This window comes from Mycobacterium montefiorense (assembly GCF_025823255.1).
Classification (GTDB): Bacteria; Actinomycetota; Actinomycetes; order Mycobacteriales; family Mycobacteriaceae; genus Mycobacterium; species Mycobacterium montefiorense.
Genome location: NZ_JACKVL010000017.1, coordinates 833070 through 856643, shown reverse-complemented (window position 1 = coordinate 856643; position 23574 = coordinate 833070). Strand labels below are relative to the sequence as shown.

18 protein-coding genes and 3 pseudogenes are annotated in these 23574 nt (G+C 65.0%); 9 read left to right on the top strand and 12 right to left on the bottom strand.

The features are described from left to right. Positions 1-828, bottom strand: a complete 828-nt coding sequence (locus H7K34_RS23980) for an amidohydrolase family protein (RefSeq protein ID WP_264064477.1) — start codon at positions 826-828, stop codon at positions 1-3. A 56-nt stretch (positions 829-884) separates the two neighbouring features. After that, positions 885-1877 carry a LacI family DNA-binding transcriptional regulator gene (locus H7K34_RS23975; RefSeq protein WP_264064476.1) on the bottom strand — a complete coding sequence of 331 codons (993 nt, stop codon included), beginning with the start codon at positions 1875-1877 and terminating at the stop codon, positions 885-887. Between the two features lie 244 nt (positions 1878-2121). Here H7K34_RS23975 and H7K34_RS23970 point away from each other — a divergent pair, with 244 nt between their 5' ends. The 7 genes and pseudogenes from H7K34_RS23970 to H7K34_RS23940 all read left to right on the top strand — a co-directional run bounded on the left by H7K34_RS23970 (position 2122) and on the right by H7K34_RS23940 (position 10059). Continuing rightward, the gene (locus tag H7K34_RS23970) at positions 2122-3477 is read left to right on the top strand and encodes an amidohydrolase family protein (protein WP_264064475.1); all 1356 of its coding nucleotides are present in this window, start codon (positions 2122-2124) and stop codon (positions 3475-3477) included. 2 nt (positions 3478-3479) lie between these two features. After that, positions 3480-5819, top strand: a complete 2340-nt coding sequence (locus H7K34_RS23965) for a CaiB/BaiF CoA-transferase family protein (protein ID WP_264064474.1) — start codon at positions 3480-3482, stop codon at positions 5817-5819. A 1-nt stretch (position 5820) separates the two neighbouring features. After that, complete coding sequence (locus H7K34_RS23960; protein WP_108921882.1) at positions 5821-6150, top strand: hypothetical protein; 330 nt, start codon at positions 5821-5823, stop codon at positions 6148-6150. A 30-nt stretch (positions 6151-6180) separates the two neighbouring features. Then, positions 6181-7346, top strand: a pseudogene (locus H7K34_RS23955) (thiolase family protein). Next, positions 7343-7765: a Zn-ribbon domain-containing OB-fold protein gene (locus tag H7K34_RS23950; protein WP_264064473.1), complete on the top strand. Its 423-nt coding sequence runs from the start codon at positions 7343-7345 to the stop codon at positions 7763-7765. The pseudogene H7K34_RS23955 and the gene H7K34_RS23950 overlap by 4 nt, the downstream one beginning before the upstream one ends. 7 nt (positions 7766-7772) lie before the next feature. Then, positions 7773-8420 (top strand): PadR family transcriptional regulator, encoded by a 648-nt coding sequence (locus H7K34_RS23945; RefSeq protein ID WP_264064472.1) that lies wholly within the window; start codon positions 7773-7775, stop codon positions 8418-8420. Between the two features lie 241 nt (positions 8421-8661). Next, the gene (locus tag H7K34_RS23940) at positions 8662-10059 is read left to right on the top strand and encodes a 3-deoxy-7-phosphoheptulonate synthase (protein WP_264064855.1); all 1398 of its coding nucleotides are present in this window, start codon (positions 8662-8664) and stop codon (positions 10057-10059) included. A gap of 21 nt (positions 10060-10080) precedes the next feature. Here H7K34_RS23940 and fadD1 read toward each other — a convergent pair whose 3' ends face one another. The 3 genes and pseudogenes from fadD1 to H7K34_RS23925 all read right to left on the bottom strand — a co-directional run bounded on the left by fadD1 (position 10081) and on the right by H7K34_RS23925 (position 13479). Then, positions 10081-11700: a fatty-acid--CoA ligase FadD1 gene (gene fadD1, locus H7K34_RS23935; protein ID WP_264064471.1), complete on the bottom strand. Its 1620-nt coding sequence runs from the start codon at positions 11698-11700 to the stop codon at positions 10081-10083. A gap of 130 nt (positions 11701-11830) precedes the next feature. Continuing rightward, positions 11831-12601: pseudogene (locus H7K34_RS23930) on the bottom strand (SDR family NAD(P)-dependent oxidoreductase). 47 nt (positions 12602-12648) lie between these two features. After that, the gene (locus tag H7K34_RS23925) at positions 12649-13479 is read right to left on the bottom strand and encodes an alpha/beta fold hydrolase (RefSeq protein ID WP_264064470.1); all 831 of its coding nucleotides are present in this window, start codon (positions 13477-13479) and stop codon (positions 12649-12651) included. 68 nt (positions 13480-13547) lie between these two features. Here H7K34_RS23925 and H7K34_RS23920 point away from each other — a divergent pair, with 68 nt between their 5' ends. Next, positions 13548-14162, top strand: coding sequence for a TetR/AcrR family transcriptional regulator (locus H7K34_RS23920; RefSeq protein ID WP_264064469.1), 615 nt, complete (start codon positions 13548-13550; stop codon positions 14160-14162). A gap of 108 nt (positions 14163-14270) precedes the next feature. On the opposite strand, the gene H7K34_RS23915 is transcribed toward H7K34_RS23920, so the two are convergent. From H7K34_RS23915 to H7K34_RS23905, 3 genes and pseudogenes are all read right to left on the bottom strand, one after another. Then, on the bottom strand, positions 14271-14912 hold the full coding sequence (locus H7K34_RS23915) for a TetR/AcrR family transcriptional regulator (protein WP_264064468.1): 642 nt from the start codon (positions 14910-14912) through the stop codon (positions 14271-14273). 24 nt (positions 14913-14936) lie between these two features. After that, positions 14937-15779 (bottom strand): annotated as a pseudogene (locus H7K34_RS23910) (lipase family protein); the annotation flags it as partial. Positions 15780-15921: 142 nt separating this feature from the next. After that, the gene (locus H7K34_RS23905) at positions 15922-16734 is read right to left on the bottom strand and encodes a PaaX family transcriptional regulator C-terminal domain-containing protein (protein WP_108921891.1); all 813 of its coding nucleotides are present in this window, start codon (positions 16732-16734) and stop codon (positions 15922-15924) included. Between the two features lie 60 nt (positions 16735-16794). Here H7K34_RS23905 and H7K34_RS23900 point away from each other — a divergent pair, with 60 nt between their 5' ends. Then, on the top strand, positions 16795-17976 hold the full coding sequence (locus H7K34_RS23900; protein WP_264064467.1) for an aromatic ring-hydroxylating oxygenase subunit alpha: 1182 nt from the start codon (positions 16795-16797) through the stop codon (positions 17974-17976). Between the two features lie 58 nt (positions 17977-18034). Here the strand turns inward: H7K34_RS23900 and H7K34_RS23895 are convergent, their stop codons facing one another. The 4 genes from H7K34_RS23895 to H7K34_RS23880 all read right to left on the bottom strand — a co-directional run bounded on the left by H7K34_RS23895 (position 18035) and on the right by H7K34_RS23880 (position 23525). Next, the gene (locus tag H7K34_RS23895; protein ID WP_264064466.1) at positions 18035-18808 is read right to left on the bottom strand and encodes an HD domain-containing protein; all 774 of its coding nucleotides are present in this window, start codon (positions 18806-18808) and stop codon (positions 18035-18037) included. Positions 18809-18819: 11 nt separating this feature from the next. Then, positions 18820-19635 carry a polysaccharide deacetylase family protein gene (locus H7K34_RS23890; RefSeq protein ID WP_264064854.1) on the bottom strand — a complete coding sequence of 272 codons (816 nt, stop codon included), beginning with the start codon at positions 19633-19635 and terminating at the stop codon, positions 18820-18822. A 216-nt stretch (positions 19636-19851) separates the two neighbouring features. Continuing rightward, positions 19852-21234 (bottom strand): alpha/beta hydrolase, encoded by a 1383-nt coding sequence (locus H7K34_RS23885; RefSeq protein ID WP_264064465.1) that lies wholly within the window; start codon positions 21232-21234, stop codon positions 19852-19854. A gap of 44 nt (positions 21235-21278) precedes the next feature. Then, positions 21279-23525, bottom strand: coding sequence for a heavy metal translocating P-type ATPase (locus H7K34_RS23880; RefSeq protein WP_264064464.1), 2247 nt, complete (start codon positions 23523-23525; stop codon positions 21279-21281). Positions 23526-23574: the final 49 nt, after the last annotated feature.

The following is a 23574-nucleotide window of genomic DNA, read 5'->3' as shown; positions in this document are numbered from 1 at the left end:
TTATTGCGGTGCCGGCCATTTCAGAATTTGGCGGGCCGTTACGCCCAGGATCCAGGTCTTCTCGTCCTCCGAGAGCGACGGGGAGTCGCGGATGCTGAACAGCGACTCGGCCCAGGTGGCGCGATGCCGAGTCATCGTGTAGTCGCTGGCCCACATGACGCGCTGCGGCCCGAAGGCGTCAACGGCGCGGCGCAGCGTCGGCTCGATGTCGGGGAACGGGTAAGGATCGGTCGACAGAAACGACGTGGCGTGTGCCCATTTCAAGGCGACGTTGGGAAAGCGGGCCATCGCAATGGTGTCGTCGACGCTGGCTTTTCCGGGCGGTGCGTCGAACGCGACGCCGCAATGATCGATGATGAACTGCACGTCGGGAAAGCGCTCCGCGTACTGTGCCAGGTGCGACACCCTGCCAGGACAGCTGACGAAAACCGGGAAGCCCTGGGCCCGTGCGGCTTTCAACATCCGATCGTGGCCGCCCTGCTCGAATACCGCGCCTTCGGCGGGGGTGAAGGCAAGGGTGCGCAGCGCTTTGCAACCGGGTGCGGCGCTCAGCGTTTCAACCCAGCATTCGATGCCGGGATCCGTCGGATCGACCCGCATCAAAAAGGCGAAGCGCTCCGGATGGCGTATCGACGCCGCCTCGGCGTTTGGCCCGACGGTGCGAAAGGCGCCGCCTGGCAGGCGATAACCGGGCAGCAACCTCCCGTCGTCGGCCATCCCGTCGAACTCGTCGAACAGCACGGCCGCAATACCCAGCGCATCCATGATCGCCAGCGTCACCTCGGTGCCGAGCATGTTGGCGTGAACCTGGGCGTCGACGATGTCCATCGAATTGCTCCTCTGTGGCGATGCGCTCAGACCGGAGTATGCCAGTGCGGTTGCCGCTAGGTCGACGAGCGCACGATCAGATGGGCGATGTCGGATGGCTCGCTCGAGGGTGGGGCGGGGTACCCCAACCGTTCTAGGAGCGCAGCCAGGGCGATGTCGGCGACTGCGCGGGAGACGAATTGCACGGTGGTCAGCGGCGGGCTGCTCACCACACCCATTGGGGTGGCGTCGACACCCATGACGGCAAGGTCGCTCGGGCAGCGCAGCCCGGCTTCGTGAATGCCGTGCAAGACGAGGCAGGCGATCTCGTCGCTTTGCGCACACACGGCCGTCACGCCGTCGTGCACCCACCCGCGCACCACCTCCGCGGCATTGTCGCCGGTCACCTCGGCGACGGCCAGCTGTGGCAGGTCACGTGACCTCGTGGCGCGCACGACGCCCTCATACCAGTAGTCGCCCAGCGTGCGCCATCGCTGAATTCCTGTGTAAGCGAATGCAATCTGTCGGTGACCACGCGAGACGAGGTGTTCGACCCGCATCTCGCCAATGGACAGGTGCGGGTCTCCGAGTGCGGGGAGCGTCCCGATCTCGATGTTCGGTATGCCCGCCGCCCGCACCGAGCTCGCGGCGGCCGCGCTGAGCGGGAACAGGCTGGTGACCGCGATCGGGTCGAGGTTTTCGATCGCATCGACGACGTGCTGATCGTCGTCGGTCTCGAAGATCTGTACCTGGAGCAGACCCAGGCGGGTCAGTTCGGTGGTCATTCGGCTGCCGGCGATCATCGGCATCTCGCCCACCGCCACATGCGGCACCACGTACAGGACCACGCCACTGCCGCCCCGGGCGAGGTTTCGGGCGGCGAGGTTGGGCCGATAGCCCAGTAGATCCGCGGCGCGGCGCACCGCCTCGCGGGTTTTCGCGGAGATTCTGCGGCCCTCGGCGTTGTTCAGGACATAACTGACCGTCGCGGTCGACACGCTGGCCAAACGGGCCACGTCAGCATTGGTCGGCCGCGCCGTCCTCGGCGCATTCAACTCGTGCCCAACCATGACCAATGGTCGCATGAGACGACGACCGGCAGCCAAAGATCCGCAATCCGGTGGGGAAGGCTCGCGGTCAATATGGACTAATAGTCACTAGATGCGAAGGTGGCGTGCCAATGGCTACCTGCACCCGAAGGAACGATCTACTTTGTCTATAACGGCACTTCGACTGCCCAGAAGCGCCGCTGCCAGGCGTTGACTATGTGACTGAAATCATTGTCTACTAGTCGCTGTGGGCGAGGAGTGCGGCATGAATAAAGACGACCTAATTCTGATCAGCGTGGACGATCACATCGCCGAGCCGGAGGACATGTTCGACGCGCATGTTCCGGCGAAGTACAAAGAGCTCGCCCCACGGGTGGTGCTAGAGCCCGACGGCGTCCAGCAGTGGTACTACGGCGAGGTTCGCGGGCGGAACATGGGTCTGAACGCCGTCGCGGGCAAGCCCCGCGAGATGTACAACATCGATGCCTCGCGCTACGACGAGATGCGGCCGGGCTGCTTCAACGTCGACGAGCGGGTCCGCGACATGAACGCCGGCGGCCAGCTGGCGGGTTTGAACTTCCCGAACTTCACCGGCTTCTCCGGCCAGGTTCTCAACCAGGGTCCAGACCGCGACGTCAACTTGGTGATGATCAAGGCCTACAACGACTGGCACGTGGACGAGTGGTGCGCGGCCTACCCGGGCCGGTTCATCCCGTGCGGAATTTTGCCACTCTACGACGTGAATGAAGCCGCCAAGGAAGTCAAGCGCTTGGCGGACAAGGGATGTCACGCGGTGACGTTCTCGGAGAATCCAGAGGCGTTGCAAATGCCCAGCATTCACACCAAGTACTGGTATCCGCTGTTCGAGGCGGTCTGCGAGAACACAACGGTGCTGTGCACGCATGTCGGGTCCGCGTCGCGATCTCCGCAGGTCTCGACGGACGCCCCGCCCAGTGTTCAGATGACCGCGTCGTCGATGATGAGCATGTTCACCTTCACCGAACTGATCTGGGCCGAATTCTGGGCAGATTTCCCGCAACTGAAGTTCTCCCTCACCGAGGGCGACGTCGGCTGGATACCGTATTTCCTGTGGCGGGCCGAGCACGTCTACAACCGCCACTCGGGCTGGACCCTTGCGGAATTCCCACCCGGCTACCACGGGCCCAGCGATGTGTTCAAGCGGCACTTCTACACCTGTTTCATCAGTGACAAAGTCGGCGTGCACAACATGGACTGGTTCAACGAGGACATGCTGTGCTGGGAATCCGACTTCCCGCACTCCGACAGCAATTGGCCGTTCGCACCCGAGGACATCGTCGCGACGATGGGCCACCTCGATGATGCGGTCATCAACAAAATCACTCACGAAAATGCAATGGCCGCATACTCTTTCGATCCTTTCCGGTACATACCGAAGGAGCACTCCCGGGCCGGCCAGCTGCGCGCACAGGCCACCGACGTCGACGTGGTCACTCATGTCGGTCGCCACGCCAGCCAGCGCGACCGTGACGCGTGGACCCGGATGACGCAGTTCGCCCTGCAGGCACAGGCCTGCGCGCAGGTACCGGTGACGGCCGAGGTCACCAGCATCGCCGGCCGCGCTACCACGCTGGGCAACTGAGCGTGGCGCCTCAGGCACCGTTCGCGGACTGGCGTGTGCTGGAGTTGTCCAACGGGATCGCGGTGTCGTACTGCGCGAAGATGTTCGCCGATGCCGGCGCCGAGGTGGTGAAGATCGAATCCCCGCAAGGCGATTCGCTGCGCGGTTGTTCAGCCGGAGGCCCGCCCGGGGCATTGTTCGGCTACCTCGCGGCGGGCAAGAGATCGGTGCTGCGTCGCGACGAAGCCGAGATCACCGCGCTGCTGGCCGGCACCGACATCGTGCTCACCGATCTGACCGACGGCTGGACGCTCGACGACATTACCGCGCACACCGGCCCATCGGCGGTGGTCGTCACCGTGACGCCGTTCGGCACGACGGGGCCCTACGTCGACGACCAGGTGGTCGCCAACGAGTTCATCCTGCAAGCATTGTGCGGCTCGATCTCCGGCCGGGGCTGGCCGGGCGACGAGCCGGTGCAGGCCGGTGGGCGGCTGGGGGAGTGGCTGGCGGCGTCGTTCGCCGCCCCGGTCGCCGCCGCCGCGGCCCGGCACGCCGCCCGGGGTGGTCGCGGCGAAATCATCGACGTCTCGACGTATGAGGCGATGGCGATTGCGATGGGTGGGCTTTCCGCCATGTCCGCCAGCGTTCTCGGCGCGGATTCCCTGCTCTACCAACGCAGTCTGGAGCTGCCGTCGATCGTCCCCACGGCCGACGGCCTGGTCGGCTTCTGCACCATCACCGCACAGCAGTTCCAGGATTTCCTGATCATGATCGATCGCGCCGACATGGTCGACGATGCCGAGCTGGCATCGTTCGTCGGTCGAGTCGAACGCCGCGACGAATTCCTCGGCATGGTCACGCAGTGGACCCAAACCCGGACCACGCAAGAGATCCTCGAACTTGCAGTGGCATTCCGTATTCCGGTGGCCCCCATCGGCGCACCCGCCACGCTGCCGACCGTCGACCACTTTGTGCAACGGGGCGTGTTCGTTGAGTCCGAGTCCGGGGTGCTGCAGCCGCGGGTGCCGTATCGCAGCGATGCCATCACGACGCGGCCGCCCGGCCGTGCCCCGGTGTTGGGCGCCGACAACCGCGGAGTGCACTGGCCACCACGGCTCGAACGACCGAGACTTGCCGACGTCGGCGCACTTCCGCTGTCCGACATCCGGATAACCGACTTCACCGCGTTTTGGGCGGGGCCGGTAGCCACCCAATTCCTCGGTGCGCTGGGCGCCGACGTGATCAAGCTCGAGGGCGTTCGCCGTCCCGATGGTATGCGGTTTTCCGCGGGTCGCCCGACTGACTGGGACCAGTGGTGGGAGTGGGGACCAGTCTTCCTGTGCAGCAACAACAACAAGCGCGGCGTCAGTATTGAACTCAGTTCCGAAGCCGGCCGGGAGCTCGCGCTGCAGCTCATCGCCGCGAGTGACCTGGTCATCGAGAACTTCTCCCCCCGGGTGATGGAGAACTTCGGTCTGCAGTGGGATGCCGTGCGCGCGGCCAATCCCCGTGCCGTCATGGTCCGGATGCCGGCATTCGGTCTCGACGGTCCGTGGCGCGACCGCGTCGGCTTCGCGCAGACGATGGAGCAGGCGACCGGAATGGCATGGATGACCGGACATGCCGACGGGCCGCCGGTGATCCCGCGCGGTGTGTGCGATCCGATCGCAGGGTTGCATTCCGCGTTCGCGGCCATTGCGGCGCTGGTCATCCGCGACCGGGATCAGACTGGCATACACGTCGAATCCACGATGGTGGAGTCGGCGCTGAACGTGGCCGCGGAAATGCTGCTCGATTACTCGCGCAACGGAATTCAGATGCGGCGTGTTGGAAACCGGGGTCCTGGCGCGACTCCGCAGGGTATCTATCGTTGCCAGGGCGATGACGAATGGGTCGCACTGGCTGCGCTGACCGACGCCGCTCGCGAAAACTTGGTGGGCCTCCTCGACAGGCCGGAACTCGGCGACGACGAGGCCGGCTGGCGTGAACGAGCCGACGAAATCGACAAGCTGATCGCGGATTGGACCGCGCGGCGACCGGTGGCCGATGTGGTCCGTATGTTGCGCGCCGCGCAGGTATCCGCCGCTCGCGTGACGGAGGCGGCCGCGCTGCTGACCGATCCGCAGTTGCTCGCGCGGGGATTCTGGGAAACCGTCGACCATCCCGTCGCCGGCTCCTTCCTTTGCACCGGAATGCCGTTTACCTTTGTCGGAAAGCCGAGGCGCTGGATTCGCCGCATATCTCCGCTGTACGGACAGCACACCAGCGAGGTGTTGACCGGTGTACTGGGGTACGGCGAAGAAGATCTAGCGGAGCTGCGTGGGGCGGGCGTAACCAGCGTCCGGCCGGCGGGCTTGTGACATGGCCGTCACGCTGTGTGTGCCACCGCGAGCCGGGGAACTTTGCGCGCCGGTGCGGTTCCTGGTGCGCCAGGACTCAGTCGTGATGGAACTGACGGCGCGACACCGAATTACCAGCGTGGAGTGGGACGAGCGAGAGCATGCGGTGGCGATGGTCGTGGAGATCACCGACCCACAAACCGCACGTCCCGTCGACGTACGCATCGATGTCGTCGAAGCGGGCACGCCGGCAGTCGATGCACGCAGCAGAACAATCGGTACCGTTGCGCGCGACGGACGCCAATTCGAGGTCCTGGGAACCTATCTCGGGGTGGTAGCAGATGAGAATTGAAGGGCCGCAGCGGATGAAAATGACGCAAGGGTGAGCGCCTCGCGGCGCACCGCGGCGATCGTCGGGGTGCACAACACCCGGCAGGGACGGCGCCTGGACGGCGAAACGTCACGCGGCCTGGCGATCAAGGCGATTCTGGGCGCGCTAGACGATGCCGGCCTGACCCTCGACGATGTCGATGGCATCAGTGCGAGCCCGAACTCGACCTCGTTGATCTACGACCTGCGGCCCGGCCCGGCCCGGCCTGGCAGGGCTTGGCCTTCGGGGTCGGCATGATCACCGAGGCTGTCGCCGCCATCGAGCACGGCATGGCCGACGTGGTCGTGCTGGTTGCCGCCCAGGCCGGCGAATACCGCGACCACGAGGCCACGGCGCCTTGGACCAGGCCCGAGAACGAGTTCGTCGCGCCGTGGGGAATGTTCACCACCGCTGAGTTCGCGCTGATTGCCCGGCGGCACATGCACGTCTACGGCACCACGCGCGAGCAGCTCTCGATTGTGGCCGCGACCATCCGCAACAACGGGTCGCGGAATCCGGAAGCTGTTTACTACCAACGCGGTCCGTTCACCGCGGACGACATCACCGCGTCCCGGCCGATCGCCGACCCGTTTCACCTGCTTGACTGCGCCACTACCTCCGAAGGTGGTTGCGCACTGGTCGTGGCGAACGTCGACAAAATCGACGCGGCATGCCGGCCGATCTATGTGCTCGGCAGCGGCGCGGACTTTCACGGCCCGTCATATCAGCACCCACCGGCCTGGGATCTTGCCGGCCGCCGCGGCGATCACGTGAACGGCGTTGTCGGACGACGCGCGGCGCAATGCGCGTTCCGCCAGGCTGGAATTCGGCCCGACGACGTCGACGTGCTGGAACTCTACGACCCGTTCTCGTTCGAAATCATCCGTCAGCTCGAGGCTTTCGGCTTCTGTGGCGACGGTCAAGGCGGTCCGTTCGTCGCCGACGGCCACATCGCCATCGAAGGCAGTCATCCGATCACCACCGATGGGGGAACCATGTCCTTCAGCCACGCCGGTGCCAATCCGCAAATGATGCAGCGTGCCGTGCGCGCCGTCCAGCAATTGCGTGGTGAGGCGGGCGCGCTCCAGGTACCGGGCGCGCACATCGCGTTCTGCAGCAACGGAGGAGCGGGCGCATTGTTCACCACGGTGCTGATCGTCGGAGATGAGCCACGATGACTTCCCAAGCGTTGCAGCCACAGCCCGGTCCGTTGCCGCACGCGAGCAGTCCCCTCAGCGTGCCGTTCTGGCAGGGATGCCAATCCGACGAGCTGCGCTATCAGCGCTGCGATACCTGCGGGCTGGCCAACTTTCCGCCGACCGAGCACTGTCGGCAATGTCTTTCGGCTGAATTGCAGTGGGAGAATAGCGGCGGTGTCGGCGAGATCTACAGCTGGACAGTGGTTTACCGCCCTGTCACACCGGAGTTCGAACCGCCCTATGCGCCGGCGATCATCACGCTGGATGAGGGTTACCAGATGCTCACCAACATCGTGGGTGTGGCGCCGCAAGATCTGGCGATCGGCATGCGGGTGCGTGTGCACTTCCATGTCGTTGGTCCTGACCTGACGCTGCCCTACTTCACCGGCCAGAAATAGCCCGGTTGTGAGTCCGCGGCGTACCACCAACGGTCTACCGGTAACGGCCTACCTGGTGCTGGGTGTGCTGGCAGCCAATGACGAGCAACTGACCGCCGGCGAGATCAAGATGCGCGCCGAGCTAACGGTGGGCCACTTCTACTGGTCGCCGTCGGTCAGTCACGTGCGACGCGAACTGAACAGGCTGCTGGCCCGCGGGATGGTCGGTGAGATCGGCGCTCAATCCGGCAAGCGCGCGATCACGCTGTACGAAACCACCGATTCTGGGCTCGATGCACTTCGCCGTTGGGTGCAACACTTTCCCGGCGACGATCAGGTCGTCATCAAGCACCCCGTCATCCTGCGAACCTGGCTCGCGCGGGGCGAGGATCCCGAACGCATCGCCGAATCGTTGGACCGCCATCTCGAGGCGACGCGGGCCCGGCTGGACGAGGCGCTATGGTCGCGGCAGCGCTCCCGTGAGCTTGGCATCACCGATGATCCCGACCAGCGTTTCTCGTTCGCCGTCCTGGACTACTCCATCCGCGGGTTGTACGCGGAGATCTCGAACATCGCCCAGCTGCGCGACGAGATCGCCAGCGGCACAAGCCGAGATCCCGCCAAGCGGGTGCCCCGGGCGAAGGGACAGATCCGCCGTCGGACGCCGAAGAACTAGCCGCACGCCAGCGTCGTGACGCCGAAATTCGACGCGGCCGCGACCTAGGCCAGCGGATCTACCGGAGATAATATTGCGCCTGACTAGACTGACACGAGTTGGTCGAACTAACCCAATAGATCCGTCCCTGCGCTGCTCGTCAGCGAATCGGGTTCGGGGCGGATGTCGGTCAACAAGCTCGGCTTCTCAAGGGGGCGCTTACTTAATGTCAGCGGACTTGACGAATCCTCACGAAAAGCCGCTGTCTTGGTGGGTCGGTAGCGACATACCCACCGAGGCGCTGCCTGGGCTGCCGCCGCTGCCTCCGGAGCTGCACGCACGGCTGCAGCGAGCGCTGGCACTGCCGGCGGCACAACAGCCCGAATGGCCAAACGAGGCCCATGTCAGGAAAATTCGGGCACTGCTGGAAAGCGTGCCGCCGGTGACTTTGCCCACCGAGATCGTCATCTTGCAACAGCGACTTGCCCAAGTAGCGCGCGGCGAGGCATTTCTGCTGCAGGGGGGTGACTCGGTGGAGACTTTCGCGGCCAATTTCGAACCGCACATCCGCAGCAACATTCGCACCCTGCTGCAGATGGCGGTCGTGTTGACTTACGCCGCCGCCACGCCGGTGGTCAAGGTCGCGACCATCGCCGGGCAATATGCGCGGTCATCAAAACCGGCCGGGGCGCTCGAAATGCCGCCCCTTCTTGGTGATTTGGTGCATTCAGCGGATTCCGGCGAGGCGGCGCGACGACCCGATCCCTCGAGACTTGTCCGGGCCTATGCCAATTCGACGGCGACGATGAACCTGGTGCGTGCGCTAACCATCGACGGGACAGCCGATTTACATCGAGTCCACGACTGGAACAAAGACTTCCTGCGCAGCTCCGCTGCGAGTGCACGCTATGAATCGGTGGCCACTGAAATCGATCGCGCCCTACGATTCATGTCCGCATGCGACGTCAACGACCCATCATTGCAGAGCACGGAGATCTTCGTCAGCCACGAGGCGCTGCTGCTGGAATACGAGCGGGGGCTGCTGCGCATGGACACCTCTGAAACCGGCGAGATCAAACTCTACGATCTTTCCTCGCACTTTCTCTTTATCGGCGAACACACCGGCGACCTTGCTGGCGCTCACATCGCGTTGGCGGAGATTCTGGCCAACCCCGTCGCAGTAAAAATCGGCCCGACGATCACGCCAGCCAAAGTCGTCGAATACGCGGATCGACTTGACCCCGATCGTGTCCCGGGCCGGTTGACATTCGTCACGCACATGGGCAACACCGCGATCCGCTCCGTGTTGCCGCCGCTGGTCGACGCCGTTCGGGCCTCCGGCCACCCGATTATCTGGCAGTGCGACCCGATGCAGGAAAACACGGTCACGCTGTCCAGCGGCTATCAGACGCGCGATTTCGATCGCATCCTCGACGAAGTGGAAGGATTCTTCGAGGTTCACCGATCGCTGGGCACCCACCCTGGTGGGATCCACATCGAATGCACCGGTGAGGAGATCACCGAGTGTCTCGGTGGTGCCCAGGATATTTCGGAAGCCGACCTTGAACTGGGACGCTACGAAACCGCGATGGGACCACGCCTGAATACCCAGCAATCGCTAGAGCTTGCGTTCCTCATCGCGGAAATGCTGCGTCCCTGAAATGAGCCGCCCGTTGGCGCGCTAGCGGGACGGCGGACCTGCAGGATTGTCGGGAGAGCTAGCCGCATTCCGGTAGGCGGTGCCACGTGGTTCGCGTACCCACAGGGTTTCGTTCTCGCCGATTGCCGTTGCCTGGGCGATCAACTGACGTTTGAGCACCTTGTGTGTCGCGGTGCTGGGCAGGTCGGTAGCGATACGTAGATAGCGCGGTCGGGCCTTGGGGGACAGGTCGGGCTGCGTTGCGAGGAAGGCTTCGAACTCATCGGGGTCGAGGGTCTTCCCCTCATTCAGCACGACAGCGGCCATTACCTGGTCGCCGACCTGGCCATCCGGGACGGCGTACACCGCGACCCGATTGATCACGCTGTGGCGCAGCAGGATTCGCTTGATGGGTGCGGCGGCCATGTTCTCGCCGTCCACCCGCATCCAGTCCGCGGTGCGGCCCGCGAGGTAGATCCATCCGTCGGCGTCGCGGTAGGCGAGGTCACCGGACCAGTACATGCCGTGACGCATGCGTTCGGCGTTGGCCGCCGGGTCGTTGTAGTAGCCGGTGAAGAAGCCGGATCCGGCGGTGTTGACCAGCTCGCCCACGGCCTCGTCGGCGTTGGCGAGCGCGCCGGTGGCGTCGAAACGCGCCTCGGCGCACTCGGTGATGGTGTCGCTGTTGTAAATCGCGATCCCGTCGATGCCCCTGCCGATCGAACCCTTCGGGGTGCCTTCTTCGCGGATCACGATAACCGCGTTCTCCGTTGAGCCGAAGCCGTCCTCGACCTGGACGCCGAAACGGCGCCCGAACTCTTCGATGTCCTTGTCGTTGGCCTCGTTGCCGAATGCCACCCGCAGCGGGTTGTCGGCGTCGTCGCCACGTTCGGGGGTGGCCAGGATGTAGGCAAGCGGCTTGCCGACGTAGTTCATGTAGGTCGCGCCGTAGCGGCGGACATCATCGAGGAATTTGGTCGCCGAGAATTTGGCCGGGACGATCGCCGCGCCGGACACCACCGCGGGCGCCCACCCGGCGACGACGGCGTTGGAATGAAATAGCGGCATGGACACGTAGCAGGTGTCCTGTTCGGAGAGGACGAAGCGCTGGACCAGGTTGGTGCCGGCGAACATCGCCATCAGGTGCGAGACCTGAACGGCCTTGGGATTTCCACTCGTCCCCGAGGTGAAGATCATCATGAACGCGTCGGTCGCGCTGACTTCCCGGTGCGGAACCAATTCGCCGGCAGCACCAATGAATTCGGCCCATTGCGGTGTCGAGGTATCGAAGATCTGTGTTCCCTCGACATCCAACCCGTCCAACAACGGCCGGTGTTCGGCATCGGTCACCACGAACTGGCAGTCGGCTCGCCGGACGTCGGCGGCCAGCGCATCACCACGCCGGGTGTTGTTCAGGCCGCACAGCACATAGCCGCCCAGGCCGGCCGCCGCCATCTGGTTGAGCATCTCGGGGGTGTTGCCCAGCAGAGCGCCGACGTGCAGCGGTCGTTGCGGATCGGCAGCGCCGATCAGCGCCGCGGCTCGCGCGGTTGCCTGCGCCAGGTGCTGGCTCCAACTCCATTGCAGGTCAGGGTGTTTCACGGCGATATTCGGATCCGACACGCGCCGCCGCAGGAACGCCTGCATCGTGTCGTCAGTCATCGACATTCACCTTCACTGTGTCCAACCCTACGAGACGAGACGCTCCGTCTTATCCTAGCGGGTCGGATGGTGCGGCAATTCAGCTGATGCATGCGCCCCAGGGCGCATGCATCAGAACGTCCGGGGCCGGCTACCCGCCCACCATCATCAGTCCGCCGTCCACGGCCAGCAGCTGCCCGGTAATGAAGCCCGACCCCGGGCCGGCCAGGAAAACCAACATCGGGCCGACATCGCGCACCGGATCGCCCAGTGTCCCGCCGAGCGGAATCATCATCTGCATCTACTGGTCGATGAGCGCGGCGGCGTCCGGCCCGAGGAAATCCCGCAGCCGGTCGGCCCCCGGCGTCTGCACCGCGGGTGCCAGGGCGTTGACGGTGACATTGTCGGAGGCCCAGGCTTTGGCGGCCGATCGCGTCCAGGCCTGCACCGCTCCTTTGGTCGCGGCGTAGACAGCCGAAATCGGGCTTCCCATAACGGCTTCGGAGGATCCGAAGTTGATGATCCTGCCGCCCTTAGGATCTTGACCCTTCATGACGGCGTACACGGCCTGATTGGTCAGGATGGTCGCCTTGATGTTGGTGTCCAACAGGAACGAGATGTCGTCGGCGCCGATATACCCTGGTATCCCGGCCTGCCACAGCCCCGCGGCGTTCACCAGGACATCGAGCCCGCCAAGATGCTCGGCGGATTGTCCGACCATCGCCGAAACGGCGTCGGCGTCACGCACATCGCACTGGATCCAGGTGGCCGCGAGGCCATCCGGCGGCGGAGTCCGGTGATAGGTCGCGGCGATGTCGGCTCCCGCCGCGGTGAGCACTCCGACCGCGGCGGCACCGATACCGGTTGCTCCGCCGGTCACCAGGATTCGTCGATCTTTGAGTGCCGGCGCTACGTCTGACATGGCCGAAACGCTATACGGCCACTACACCGCGTTGTCAGGGGAGCCTGCTATGCGCGCACCGCGATCGTCGACATCAGTTCGGCGAGCCGGTCAGGCTGGTCCACCATCGAGTACGTCCGCGCGTCATCGATGACTTCGAGGCGTGCGTTGGGAATGGTCGCGGCCATACGCCGGCCGTCCTCCTGCGGAAAGAACACGTCGTCGGCCGACCAGGCGACGAGGGTGGGCATGTCGATCTCGTGCAGCCGGGCCGCGACGCCGCTGGCGACTTCCGAGCGCAGCGACAGGGTGAACTGGCGCAAGTCTTCTGCGATCGCCGCGTCATTCTGCGCCGGCCGGACCCAGAGCTTGGTCAGGTGGTCAATGTTGCTGTGCGCCAGTCCATCGAAGGCACGCTTGCGCACCAGCGATGACCGCATCGCCTGGGTCACGGCGCGGAACGTCGTCGTCGTTTTCGCGGCGAGGATGACCGGCTTAAGGATGGGGGGCGGAAAGTGTTCGAACGCATCGCAACTCGTGAACACAAGCCCGCCGAGCCGTTCGGGATAGTGCACGGCGACCAGTTGGGTGACCAAACCGCCGGTGTCGTTGCCGACCAGCACCACGTCCTCGAGATCCAGCGCGGCAATCACGTCCGCCACGATGCGCGCCACACCGTAGATGGTCTGATCGGCACCGGGGCGCAGCGGTTGGGCGTGTGCGCCGAAGGGAAAGGTGGGGGCGATGCACCGCAGGCCCAGACCAGCAAGCCGTTCGCTGACCTGGCGCCAGAGTTCTCTGCCCATCATGTATCCGTGCACAAACACGACTGGCCTGCCGTTTTCTGGTCCGGTTGCTTCGTAATGAATGGTTCCGGCACTAATGTCGATCGTCGACATGGATAACTCCTACTCACGAATGTGCATTTACAAACAGGCTGTCTGTTCGTAAGTTACCAACAGGTTGTATGGAAAGCAAGAGACGGACTCAAGAGGAGCGCTCCGCGGCCACTCGCGACGCGCTGATCTCGGCTGCCCGCCGGCTCTGGGGCGAACGGAGCTACGCGGAGGTGGGCACGCCGGAGATCGCCGCTACCGCGGGTGTCACCCGAGGGGCGATGTATCACCAATTCGCTGACAAGGCAGCACTATTCAGCGAGGTAGTCGAGGTGGTGGAGCGGGATCTGATGGCCCGGATCGCCACTCTGGTGGCCACCTCGGGAGGAACTACACCGGCGGACATCCTTCGCGCCGCCGTCGATGCTTGGCTCGAGATTTCCGGTGATCCTGAGGTCCGTCAACTGATCCTGCTGGACGCACCCAGCGTGCTGGGCTGGGCGGGATTCCGCGATGTCGCCCAGCGGTACAGCCTGGGTATGACCGAGCAAATGCTGACCGAGGCGATCAAGGCGGGTCAGTTGGCTCGTCAACCCACTCGACCGCTTGCCCATGTGCTGATCGGCGCGCTCGATGAGGCGGCAATGCTGATCGCCACCTCCGAAGATCCGAAACGCGTCCGCCGGGATACCCGCCAAGTTCTGCATCGGCTGATCGACGGGATGCTGCACGACCCGACACGCTGACGGCCACCAGCCGCGTCAGGCTCGTCATGACCCCGCGTCGCCCCAATACCTTTGCACCAGAACGACTGCGGCCAGCGCGACTTTCGAGCCATGTGGCAGCCGGGGCAGTCACCGAGAAAGTTCCCTTTTCGTCAGTGCAACTCCGGTGATGACGCCCTGGATGAGTCGGTCGAGGTGGTCGGCGCTCTCGACGACCGGTTGGCCGGCGACGAACGTCATCATCACCCCGTTGATGAATGTCAGAGCGGCGAGTGCCTGATCTTCGATCAACGCCGAATCGGGCGGGTTTTCCGCCGGATGCCATTGCGTGACAACCTCGCGGGCCAGCGCATAGAGCCGGTCCGACGATTCGCTGAGCTTCGCGGCCAATTCGGGATCGCGGCTGGCGAGCAACATGAGCTCGCAGCGTGCCCTGGCGCGGGTCAACCAGGGCTCGGTGTTGACGTACATGACAATCCGGGCCAGGCCCGCGGTGCCGGTGAACTGCGTCGACTGCGAGCCGGCGAGTTCGGTCATCAGCGCGAAGTCGGCGACATCGAGGGAGGTCAGCCGGGTGGCGACCGCATGCAGCAACGCTTTGCGGGTCCGGAAGTAGAACGACGTGCTGCCCGCGGGCACCTGGGCGCGTTCGTCGACCTTCGGATGGCTCACGCCGTGGACACCGTCGCTGCCCAGCAGTTCGATCGCGGCGTCGGTGAGCTGTCGACGCCGCTCGGGTGCGTTGTGCTTCCTGCGGGCACCGGTCGGCATGGCGACTTCAATTTTATGAGCGAGTTAGAACTGACCACAGTTTGGTGTGCTTGGCTCGCCGTTGAAGCGGGCAGCGATCCACTGCATGGCCGGTTCACCGTCAACGAGCATCGGCAGGGCGTGGTTGATGATCAGCTTGTTGAGGAACGGTGGTTCCTCGTTGGTCCGGAATTCCACATCGGCGCCCTGGGCACACCAGTCGCGACCAAGCTGATTGGCTGCGGTCCACGGCACCAGCGAGTCGTAGCGATTGCTGTCGATCAGCACCGGCGTCGTGGGTTTGTAGCGACCGAGCTTCTGTTCTTCGAACATGGTGTTGAACGGTTCTTCGTTGATCAATTGATAGATGTCTTCAGTGAAGTAGGGCTGCAGATGTCGAAACATGAAATCCAGCAGGGTCTGTCCTACGCACTGACGCGACGCTGATTCGAGCATCGCCAGCCCGCGGGGTGTCATCTTGGAGCGGATGAAGTCGGCAAACTCCGGGTACTCGGCCATCACACCGTTGAGGGCGTAGCCGACGACGCCGACCAAGACGCTGCCGTCCGCGTAGGGCAACAGTTCCTTGAGGTTGGCCGGAGGTGCGCCCGCGTAGGTTCCCACGATGTGCAGCTCCGGGGCATACGACGGGGCGAGCTCGGCTGCCGACGCTGTCGCTCCACCTCCTTGTGAATAGCCCCAAAATGCCACGGGCCCTTGTGGATCCAGTGATGTTCCGGGCAGGCGCATTGCCGCGCGAGCCGCATCGAGCACGGCTTGCCCCTCCGCTACCCGGCCCACGTAGGTGTGCATCGATGCGGTGCCCAAGCCCTCGTAGTCGGTCATCACGATGGCGAAGCCGCGAGCAACCATGGTGGCGACGAACAGCGCCGTACCGAACACAAACAGGACTGCGAAGATTCCCCCACATCGGCGCATCACGAAAAGGTAACAATGGATATACCGGCAGCGGAAGACTAATCTCTAAAATTTTAGAGATTGCGCGTTGACGCGCGGCCTGAGTTGCCGGTCACGAGCCGCTGAAGGCGATATTCATTCGTCGTTTGAATACATCGTCGAAACGGCGGTAGGTGCTGCGCAGTGTGCGGCCCGGCCAGCCTTTGGGAGTGAGCTCTACCGGGAGTTGCGGGTCGAGCTGGAGGTGTCGGACAACGGCGATCGACAAGGCGAAGTCATGGGTGAAGCCTTCGGTCGAGTCATCGCGCTGGCTCGTCTTGAGCGCGACATCCATCGCTTCGATGAGCACCCTTGCATCGTCTGTCCACTCGTCAAGAGAAAACAGCGGCCGAAGCCTGTCCGGGGTTATGTCTGTGGCGGCGCCATGAAAGTGGGTGCACTGCTGATCCAGCACCTCGCGCGATGGCGGAAGCCGTTGCGGGTCAAGGTTGTCCGGGCGGATCCAAACGCCGTCCCGGAGCTCGGCAAGGTGCAGTGCTATTGCTGCCTTCCGCAGCTCAAGCCGGTCGGCCGCCGACCGGCGATCCAGCGAGACGATCGCCAATTCCCAGGTGCCGTCCCAGCCAGGAGCGGCCGCGTCATCGCTGCGGGACGCTTCGTCTACGCGCTGGCGCCGCTCGAGCAGGTGCCCGGCCAGCGCGTAACTGCCGTCATCCCCGGTAAGTTCGCCGTTGGACACCATCCGCCACAGGCAGGTGCGGGCCGCCCCGGCGCTGATGCCAAACAGGGCAGCCATGGCAACCAACTCCGCGACCGTGAGACGAGCATGGGTGGACCCCAATAGCGCCGACGCGAGCACTGAGCGCGCGCTGAGCGGCCGGTTGTCGAGCAGATCGCTGATGCGGGACTGGAACGCGGCGGGCACGCGGGCAACGCTATCACCAATTCATTGACGCGTGACATGCAGAGTGTGATACTGACACGCATGAGCTCCGCCACCAAGTTGCTGGTCGCAGATGATGTGGAAATCGCCCGCCGCATCCTGGCACATATCGATGCCGGCACCACCGACGAGGGCGCGAGTTGGCGTGAGCCCGTCGAAAACTACCTGATTCCAAGGAGATTCACGGCCGAACTCCGGATGCTGCGCGCGATGCCGAGTGTGTTGGTGCCCTCCGTGACGATCCCGCACCCGGGCGACTACGTCGAACGAACGGTCTTCGGGGTGCCCTTATTCGCGGTCCGGGAGCGCGATCAACGCGCCCGGGTGTTCCGCAATGCATGCCGGCATCGCGGGTTTGCCCTTGTCGAAGGGGCCGGCTGCACCCGCGCGCTGGTGTGTCGCTATCACGGCTGGACGTATCGATTGGATGGCTCGCTGTCGCACGTGCCGCACGCCAACGCATTCACTGATCTGGACATGTCCAACCGCGGACTGGTCGAGGTCGCCAGCCATGAGTCCGACGGCCTCATCGTCATCGGTCCGCTCGACTCCGGAGATGCGCAGCGGCAAGAGTGCGCTGACGAGGCGATGGCGTGGCTGACCGAGGGGAGTCCGTGGCGCGACAAACTGGTGCCAGCCGAGCAACTCCTGCTGGTGGAATCGATACTGCGGGCGATGAACTGGAAGGTGCTGGCAGAGCAGTTCCTGGAGGGCTATCACATCCGTTCGACGCACAAGGACACTTTTTTCCCGGTGCAGTACGACGATCTCAATGTGGTTGAGAAGTTCGGTCCGAACAGCCGAATCACGTTTCCATACCAAAACATCGAGCGGCTTCGCGGCCGCGCGGAGAGCACCTGGACGACAGATGCCCGGGTCACCTATCTGTACCAGCTGTTCCCCAATGTCATGCTGGCTACCTTTCCGGACGTGATAGCCGTGGTCGTGATCGACCCGGTGGACGTCGGCCACAGCACAGTCACCACCTACTCGATGGCCCGGCCCGACATCGCCGCGCGTGCCTCGCTGCGCCCGCAGGACAAGCTGGTAGGTGTGGGTAGCGTCATCGAACGGGGTCTGGTGGAAGACAACGAGATGTCGATGGGTGTGCAACGCGGGTTGAATTCCGGCGCAAACGAATTCGTGGAGTTCGGGCGCCATGAGAGCGCAATCGGACATTTCCACGCAACCCTCGACGACCGCCTGGCTCGATTAGCCACCTAGCGGACAGGAGTGAGTAATCACGTTGACGTTCAATAGATGTGGACAAGCAGCGTTGGCGTCAGGCGTCGAATGGGCCCAATCGCACGGCCAACGGCATTCCGCAGCGCACGAGCAGGCTCATGCGTCCCCCCGGTACCGCTGCCGCCTCCGCGCGAATCATGCTGACCAGTTCGCGTTTGAAATCGCCTCGCGGGTAACGGCGCACGGCCTCGGCGACGTTTCCGGGAGCGACGTCCCAGATGCGTAGTCCGGCAGCGTCGACCATTGCGCCCCACTGTAAATAGCAGCCCATCGCGCCGTCGGACTCGACGGTGATCCCGGGTGTCGTGTGCACACAGATGCCGTCTGCGAGCAGATTCGCACGCTGGTCATCGGCAGCCGCGGCCTGCGCGCAGGCGAACACCCGCTCGGCACTGCCAAGCGTGAAATCCCGATTGGCCGTGGGCTTGATGATGCCGTAGTCGTGCAGCAGCGCCCCACAATAGAACAGCTCGCCGTCCAGCTCGCACCCGTCGACCGCCGCGAGCGCATGTCCGAACAGCCAGGTGCGGTAGGAGTGGCCCAGCAGGGTTGGCGGCAATTCCGCGCACGCCTCTTCGGCCTCCCGCGCGAACTTCGAATCAGGTACCCGCAGGGTGCTCAGATCCACCTTTGCGGCGTCGGCCGGAATCCGGCCCAGTGCGAGCTTGATCCGTCCCACGGCGTTCGTCCATTGCCCGACCGCTGTCGCGAGTACGAGACGGCGCCGCTGTGCGCGCGAGAGCCGGCCACCGGTGTGACGTGCCCAACCGAGGCCGCCAAGCCGCTGCGGGTCCGGTGTGGTCGCGGCCAATGAGGTTGTCGCTAAGGCGCTCTCAGGAACACATCGTTGAGCGTGACGGTGCGAAGATTGCGCTCGCGGATAGTGTCGATGAGTTGCGGATAGACGTGCGTGACGGGCAGGTGATTGAGGTGCCCGATCACGATGTTTTGTGGCGTGAAGTACTCGTCGATCATCTTGAGGATGTATTCCTCGGTGATCAGCGTCGAGTCCGACAACGAACCCGACCACAGGGTCGGGACGGTGTAGCCGAGCTCGTCGGCCACTGCGTCGACGGCGCCGTTGTGCTTGCCATAGGGCGGGCGGTAGTAGGGCTTCGCGCCGACGCCGTAGGTCTTCTTCAGGAAGTCGTCGTTGCGCTTGAGCTCTTCTTCGACCTTGCCCTGCGGCACCGACGTCAAATCCGGGTGCGACCAGGTGTGGTTGCCAAGCTGGATCTGCCCGGACTCCACCAGCGGCCGCAGCAAGTCCAGATTCTCGGTCCACGAGTTGTAGATGCCGTTGACGAAGAATGTCATCCGCGCGCCGGTGTCCTTGGCGAGCTGTGTGTAGGCGCGCACCACGTCGCTGTTGACCCCGTCGTCGAGGGTCAATGCGAGCAGGTCACCATCGCCGGGGATCTTCATCAGTGCCCCACCACCCGGTAGCGGGATGCGAGCGCTCAGCGGTGGGGGCGGCAACAAACCGGCCGGCGAAGGCGCGGCCGGGCCCGGCGTCGCGGGCGAATCCAGGGGCGCCTGGGCAAATGTTCGCGGTTGCGGGTCGACGATCAGCCGTGCTGCGCCCACGGCGGCAACAGTGGCCGCGGCAAGCGAGCCGAGGAATCGCCGGCGCTTCATCTCCTCCACGGCACGGCCTCGTTTGCGGTGTGGTGGCCGGCAGGCGGGCCCGCGTACGGGTTGCCTACCTCGCCAAACTTCGCATCCACAGCAGCGAACCGTACCACTGCCAACCCCAATATGTCGGTTTCGTTACAGGAGGGTCAGCTGTGAATTCTCGACGAAAACGGGCTTGGAGCTGCGCAGGTCACGACGCGGTCACGACGCGCTATCGGATCAGTGCGGTTCCCCGCTGTCCCGCTTCGGTAACTGCACCCGCTCGACTTCTGGGGTGCCCAGCGTCGAAGCGAGCCACGGTAATGCTGCGTCGAACGCCTGGGCGCCGAACGGCCAGTCGTGTTTGCCGGGCTGGGTCACCACCGTGCAGCCGATCCCGTTCGCGCCGGCGATGGCACACAGGGCGTTGGCGGCGGCGTCCTGTCCCTCCGGGTTGGCCGCGGTGGTGCTGTCGAGGGTGGGATTGGCCGCTTGTGCGACGTTGTGTGCACCGGGCGGCCCGGGGACGTCGAACCATCCCGACAAGCCGGTGTAACGGCCGTGCCGAGTTATCACGGTAAGCGGGTCGAACTCCGCCCACGCCGCGGTATTGCCGCCGAACAACTGGGCGATCGTCTGATCCTTGCCGCCGATGTTGGGCCGGAAATCGCCGGCGATGTCCACGAACGCACTGAACAGCTCCGGATGCATGACGCTCAGGGTGACGGCGCAGGTGCCGCCCATCGACCACCCGGCGACACCCCAATTCGCGCGGTCGGCGCTGACCCCGAAGTTCGAGACCATGAACGGCACCACGTCTTTGGTCAGGTGATCGGCGGCGTTGCCGCGGCTCCCGTTGACGCACTCCGTGTCGTTGTCGAACGCGCCGGTCGGATCGACGAACACGAAGACCGGGGCGAAACCGTGATGGCGGGCGGCGAAGCCGTCGATGGCGGTGAAGGCGCCGCCGGGTCCTAGCCAATCCGATGGGAGGTTGAACGCCGAGCCGATCATCATGACCGTCGGCAGCCGGGGCGGCGGGTTGGTATTGAACCACGCGGGGGGCAGGTAGACGAGTTCCTGGCGGTGCGGAAAGTGGGATGCGCCGGAGTCGATGTTCACCGGCACGACGACACCTTTGTCCGGCTTGGTCCCGGCGATCTGCATTGCGGTGACCTGCAGGCGGTCGATCTGATCGGGCAGCGGCGCGGAGGTCAGCTGATTCCATGCGGCGAGCACGGTAGGGAAATAGCCGACCCACAGGTTCAGCGACATGCTCGCGCACAGCGCACACAGCGGGACCGAAACAAGCGCCAGCACGCGACGCCACCAGCGGGCGCCTCTCCAACCCAGCACCAGCACCGCGGCGGTCAATCCGCTCATCGCGATCCACAGCCACAACGACGTCGGCGCCGGGTCCCCGGCAACTCCGAGCGAGGCAATGTACCAATACGCCAGCGTCGCCAGTGCGGCCGCGGCGACCAGCGCTACCGGCAGCGCGCGCTTGAACCAGCTCGGCCTGCGCCAGTCGATCACGATCAGCGCGACGAGCAGTGCTAGTGCCTGCGTCGCGAGTGGCAACCAGCCATGCAGCAGGGACAGTTGTCCGAGGAATTGGGGCAAACGTTAAGACCTTAAGCGCTATGGAACCCGGTGGGCCAGACCAACTATCCCATACCGCCCGAACCGGTCGTGCTCGTGAAGGAGCGCAGTCGCAGGCTGTTGCCTACGACAAAGACGCTGGAAAAGGCCATTGCGGCGCCCGCGAGCATCGGGTTGAGCAGGCCCAGCGCGGCGAGCGGGATTGCGGCCACGTTGTAGCCGAAGGCCCAGAAAAGGTTCATCTTGATCGTGGCCAGCGTTGCGCGGGAGAGCCGGATCGCGTCGACGGCGGCGCGCAGGTCGCCGCGGACCAGCGTCAGGTCGGCGGCTTCGATCGCCACGTCCGTGCCGGTGCCCATCGCGAGGCCCAGATCGGCGGTGGCCAGAGCGGCGGCATCGTTAACCCCGTCGCCGACCATCGCGACGACCTTGCCGTCGGACTGCAGGCGCTGCACGACCGCGACCTTGTCGGCGGGCATGACCTCGGCGATGACGTGCGCGATTCTCAGCTCGCCGGCGATGCGGTCCGCCACGGTCTCGTTATCGCCCGTCAGCAGGACCGGTGTCAGCCCAAGCCGCTTGAGCTGCCCGATGGCCTCGGCGCTGGTGGGCTTCACGGTGTCGGCGACCACCAGGATGCCGCGGGCGCTGCCGTCCCAGCCCACGGCGACGGCCGTTTTGCCTTCGCTTTCGGCGCGGAGTTTGGCCGCAGAAAGCGCGGGGTCCAGGTACTGGGACCAATCGGCCAGCAGGCTCTCGCGGCCGACGACAACGGCATGGCCGTCGACAACGCCCTGCACGCCTTTGCCTTCCACTCCCCTGAAGTCCTCGGGCGCGGGCAAGGCGCCGAGTTCCGTGCTGGCGGCCTTGGCGATCGCCTGGGCGACGGGGTGTTCGGAGGCACCCTCCAGCGCCCCGGCGTAGCGCAGCAGCGTTGCGCGGTCCGCATGGGGCGCAGTGATGACGTCGGCGAGTGCCATCTTGCCGGTGGTTACGGTGCCGGTCTTGTCGAGCACGATCGTGTCGACCTTGCGGGTGGACTCCAGCACCTCGGGCCCTTTGATCAGCACACCGAGCTGGGCCGCCCGGCCCGTGCCGACCAACAATGCGGTCGGAGTGGCCAGCCCGAGTGCGCACGGGCAGGCGATGATCAGCACCGCGACCGCGGCCGTGAACGCCGCAGCGACCGGGAAGCCGGCGGCCAGCCATGCCACCAGAGTGGCTACGGCGATGACGATCACGACCGGAACGAAGACTCCGGAGACGCGGTCCGCGAGTCGCTGCACGTTTGCCTTGCCCGATTGGGCCGCCGCCACCAGCTTGGCCATCTGCGCCAGCGCAGTGTCGCCGCCGACCCGGGTGGCACGCACCACGAGACGACCGCCGGCGTTGACCGTGGCACCGGTGACGTTCTCGCCCTCGCCGACCTCGATCGGGACGGACTCGCCGGTCAGCATCGAGGCGTCCACGGCCGACGAGCCAGAGATGACGATCCCGTCGGCCGCGATCTTCTCGCCGGGGCGTACGACGAACTCGTCGCCGACTCTGAGCCGCTCGATCGGGATGCGGGTCTCGGTGCCTTCGCGCAGCACCGCGACGTCTTTGGCGCCCAGCTCCAGCAGGGCGCGCAGCGCGGCGCCGGCACGTCGCTTGGCGCGCGTCTCGAAGTAGCGGCCGGCCAAGACGAACAGGGTCACGCCGGCGGCCACTTCGAGGTAGATGTTGCCGGCGCCGTCGCTGGGCGCGACGGTCAGCGTGAAGCCGTGGTGCAGGTGTGGGTGGCCGGCCGTCCCGAAGAACAGGGCGTACAGCGACCACAGGAATGCCGACAGGGTCCCGATCGACACGAGCGTGTCCATCGTCGCGGCGCCGTGCTTGAGGTTGGCCCATGCGGCGGCATGGAACGGCTGGCCCGCCCACACGACCACCGGTGCGGCCAGGGCCAGTGATGCCCACTGCCAGTTGCGGAACTGCAGCGCGGGGATCATCGCCATCGCGATTACCGGACTGGCGAGCACGATCGCGGTAATCAGGCGACTGCGCAGCGAGGCGAGTTCGACGTCGTCCGCCGCGGCGGGTCCCTGCGCAGGTTGCGGCAGCACGGCGGTATAGCCGGCCTTTTCGACCTCGGCGACCAGCGCCTGCGGGTCGAATCCCGACGGGACGGTGACCGAAGCTCGCTCCAAGGCGTAATTCACGGTCGCCGTCACACCGTCGAGTTTGTTCAGCGCCTTTTCCAGCCGGGCCGCACAGGATGCACACGTCATCCCGGCGATGTCCAGCTCCAGGTTGTTGACCGCACTCGTGGTCATGACGCTCCTTCCCGATACCCCCCCAGGGGTACACAAGCCTTGATTCACT

Coding starts and splice junctions, on each gene's coding strand:
- H7K34_RS23890 (WP_264064854.1), bottom strand. CDS start 19,635: ATGAAGCGCCGGCGATTCCTCGGCTCGCTTGCCGCGGCCACTGTTGCC.
- H7K34_RS23920 (WP_264064469.1), top strand. CDS start 13,548: ATGGAAAGCAAGAGACGGACTCAAGAGGAGCGCTCCGCGGCCACTCGC.
- H7K34_RS23925 (WP_264064470.1), bottom strand. CDS start 13,479: ATGTCGACGATCGACATTAGTGCCGGAACCATTCATTACGAAGCAACC.
- H7K34_RS23880 (WP_264064464.1), bottom strand. CDS start 23,525: ATGACCACGAGTGCGGTCAACAACCTGGAGCTGGACATCGCCGGGATG.
- H7K34_RS23960 (WP_108921882.1), top strand. CDS start 5,821: ATGGCCGTCACGCTGTGTGTGCCACCGCGAGCCGGGGAACTTTGCGCG.
- fadD1 (WP_264064471.1), bottom strand. CDS start 11,700: ATGACTGACGACACGATGCAGGCGTTCCTGCGGCGGCGCGTGTCGGAT.
- H7K34_RS23980 (WP_264064477.1), bottom strand. CDS start 828: ATGGACATCGTCGACGCCCAGGTTCACGCCAACATGCTCGGCACCGAG.
- H7K34_RS23975 (WP_264064476.1), bottom strand. CDS start 1,877: ATGGTTGGGCACGAGTTGAATGCGCCGAGGACGGCGCGGCCGACCAAT.
- H7K34_RS23950 (WP_264064473.1), top strand. CDS start 7,343: ATGACTTCCCAAGCGTTGCAGCCACAGCCCGGTCCGTTGCCGCACGCG.
- H7K34_RS23915 (WP_264064468.1), bottom strand. CDS start 14,912: ATGCCGACCGGTGCCCGCAGGAAGCACAACGCACCCGAGCGGCGTCGA.
- H7K34_RS23900 (WP_264064467.1), top strand. CDS start 16,795: ATGAGCTCCGCCACCAAGTTGCTGGTCGCAGATGATGTGGAAATCGCC.
- H7K34_RS23970 (WP_264064475.1), top strand. CDS start 2,122: ATGAATAAAGACGACCTAATTCTGATCAGCGTGGACGATCACATCGCC.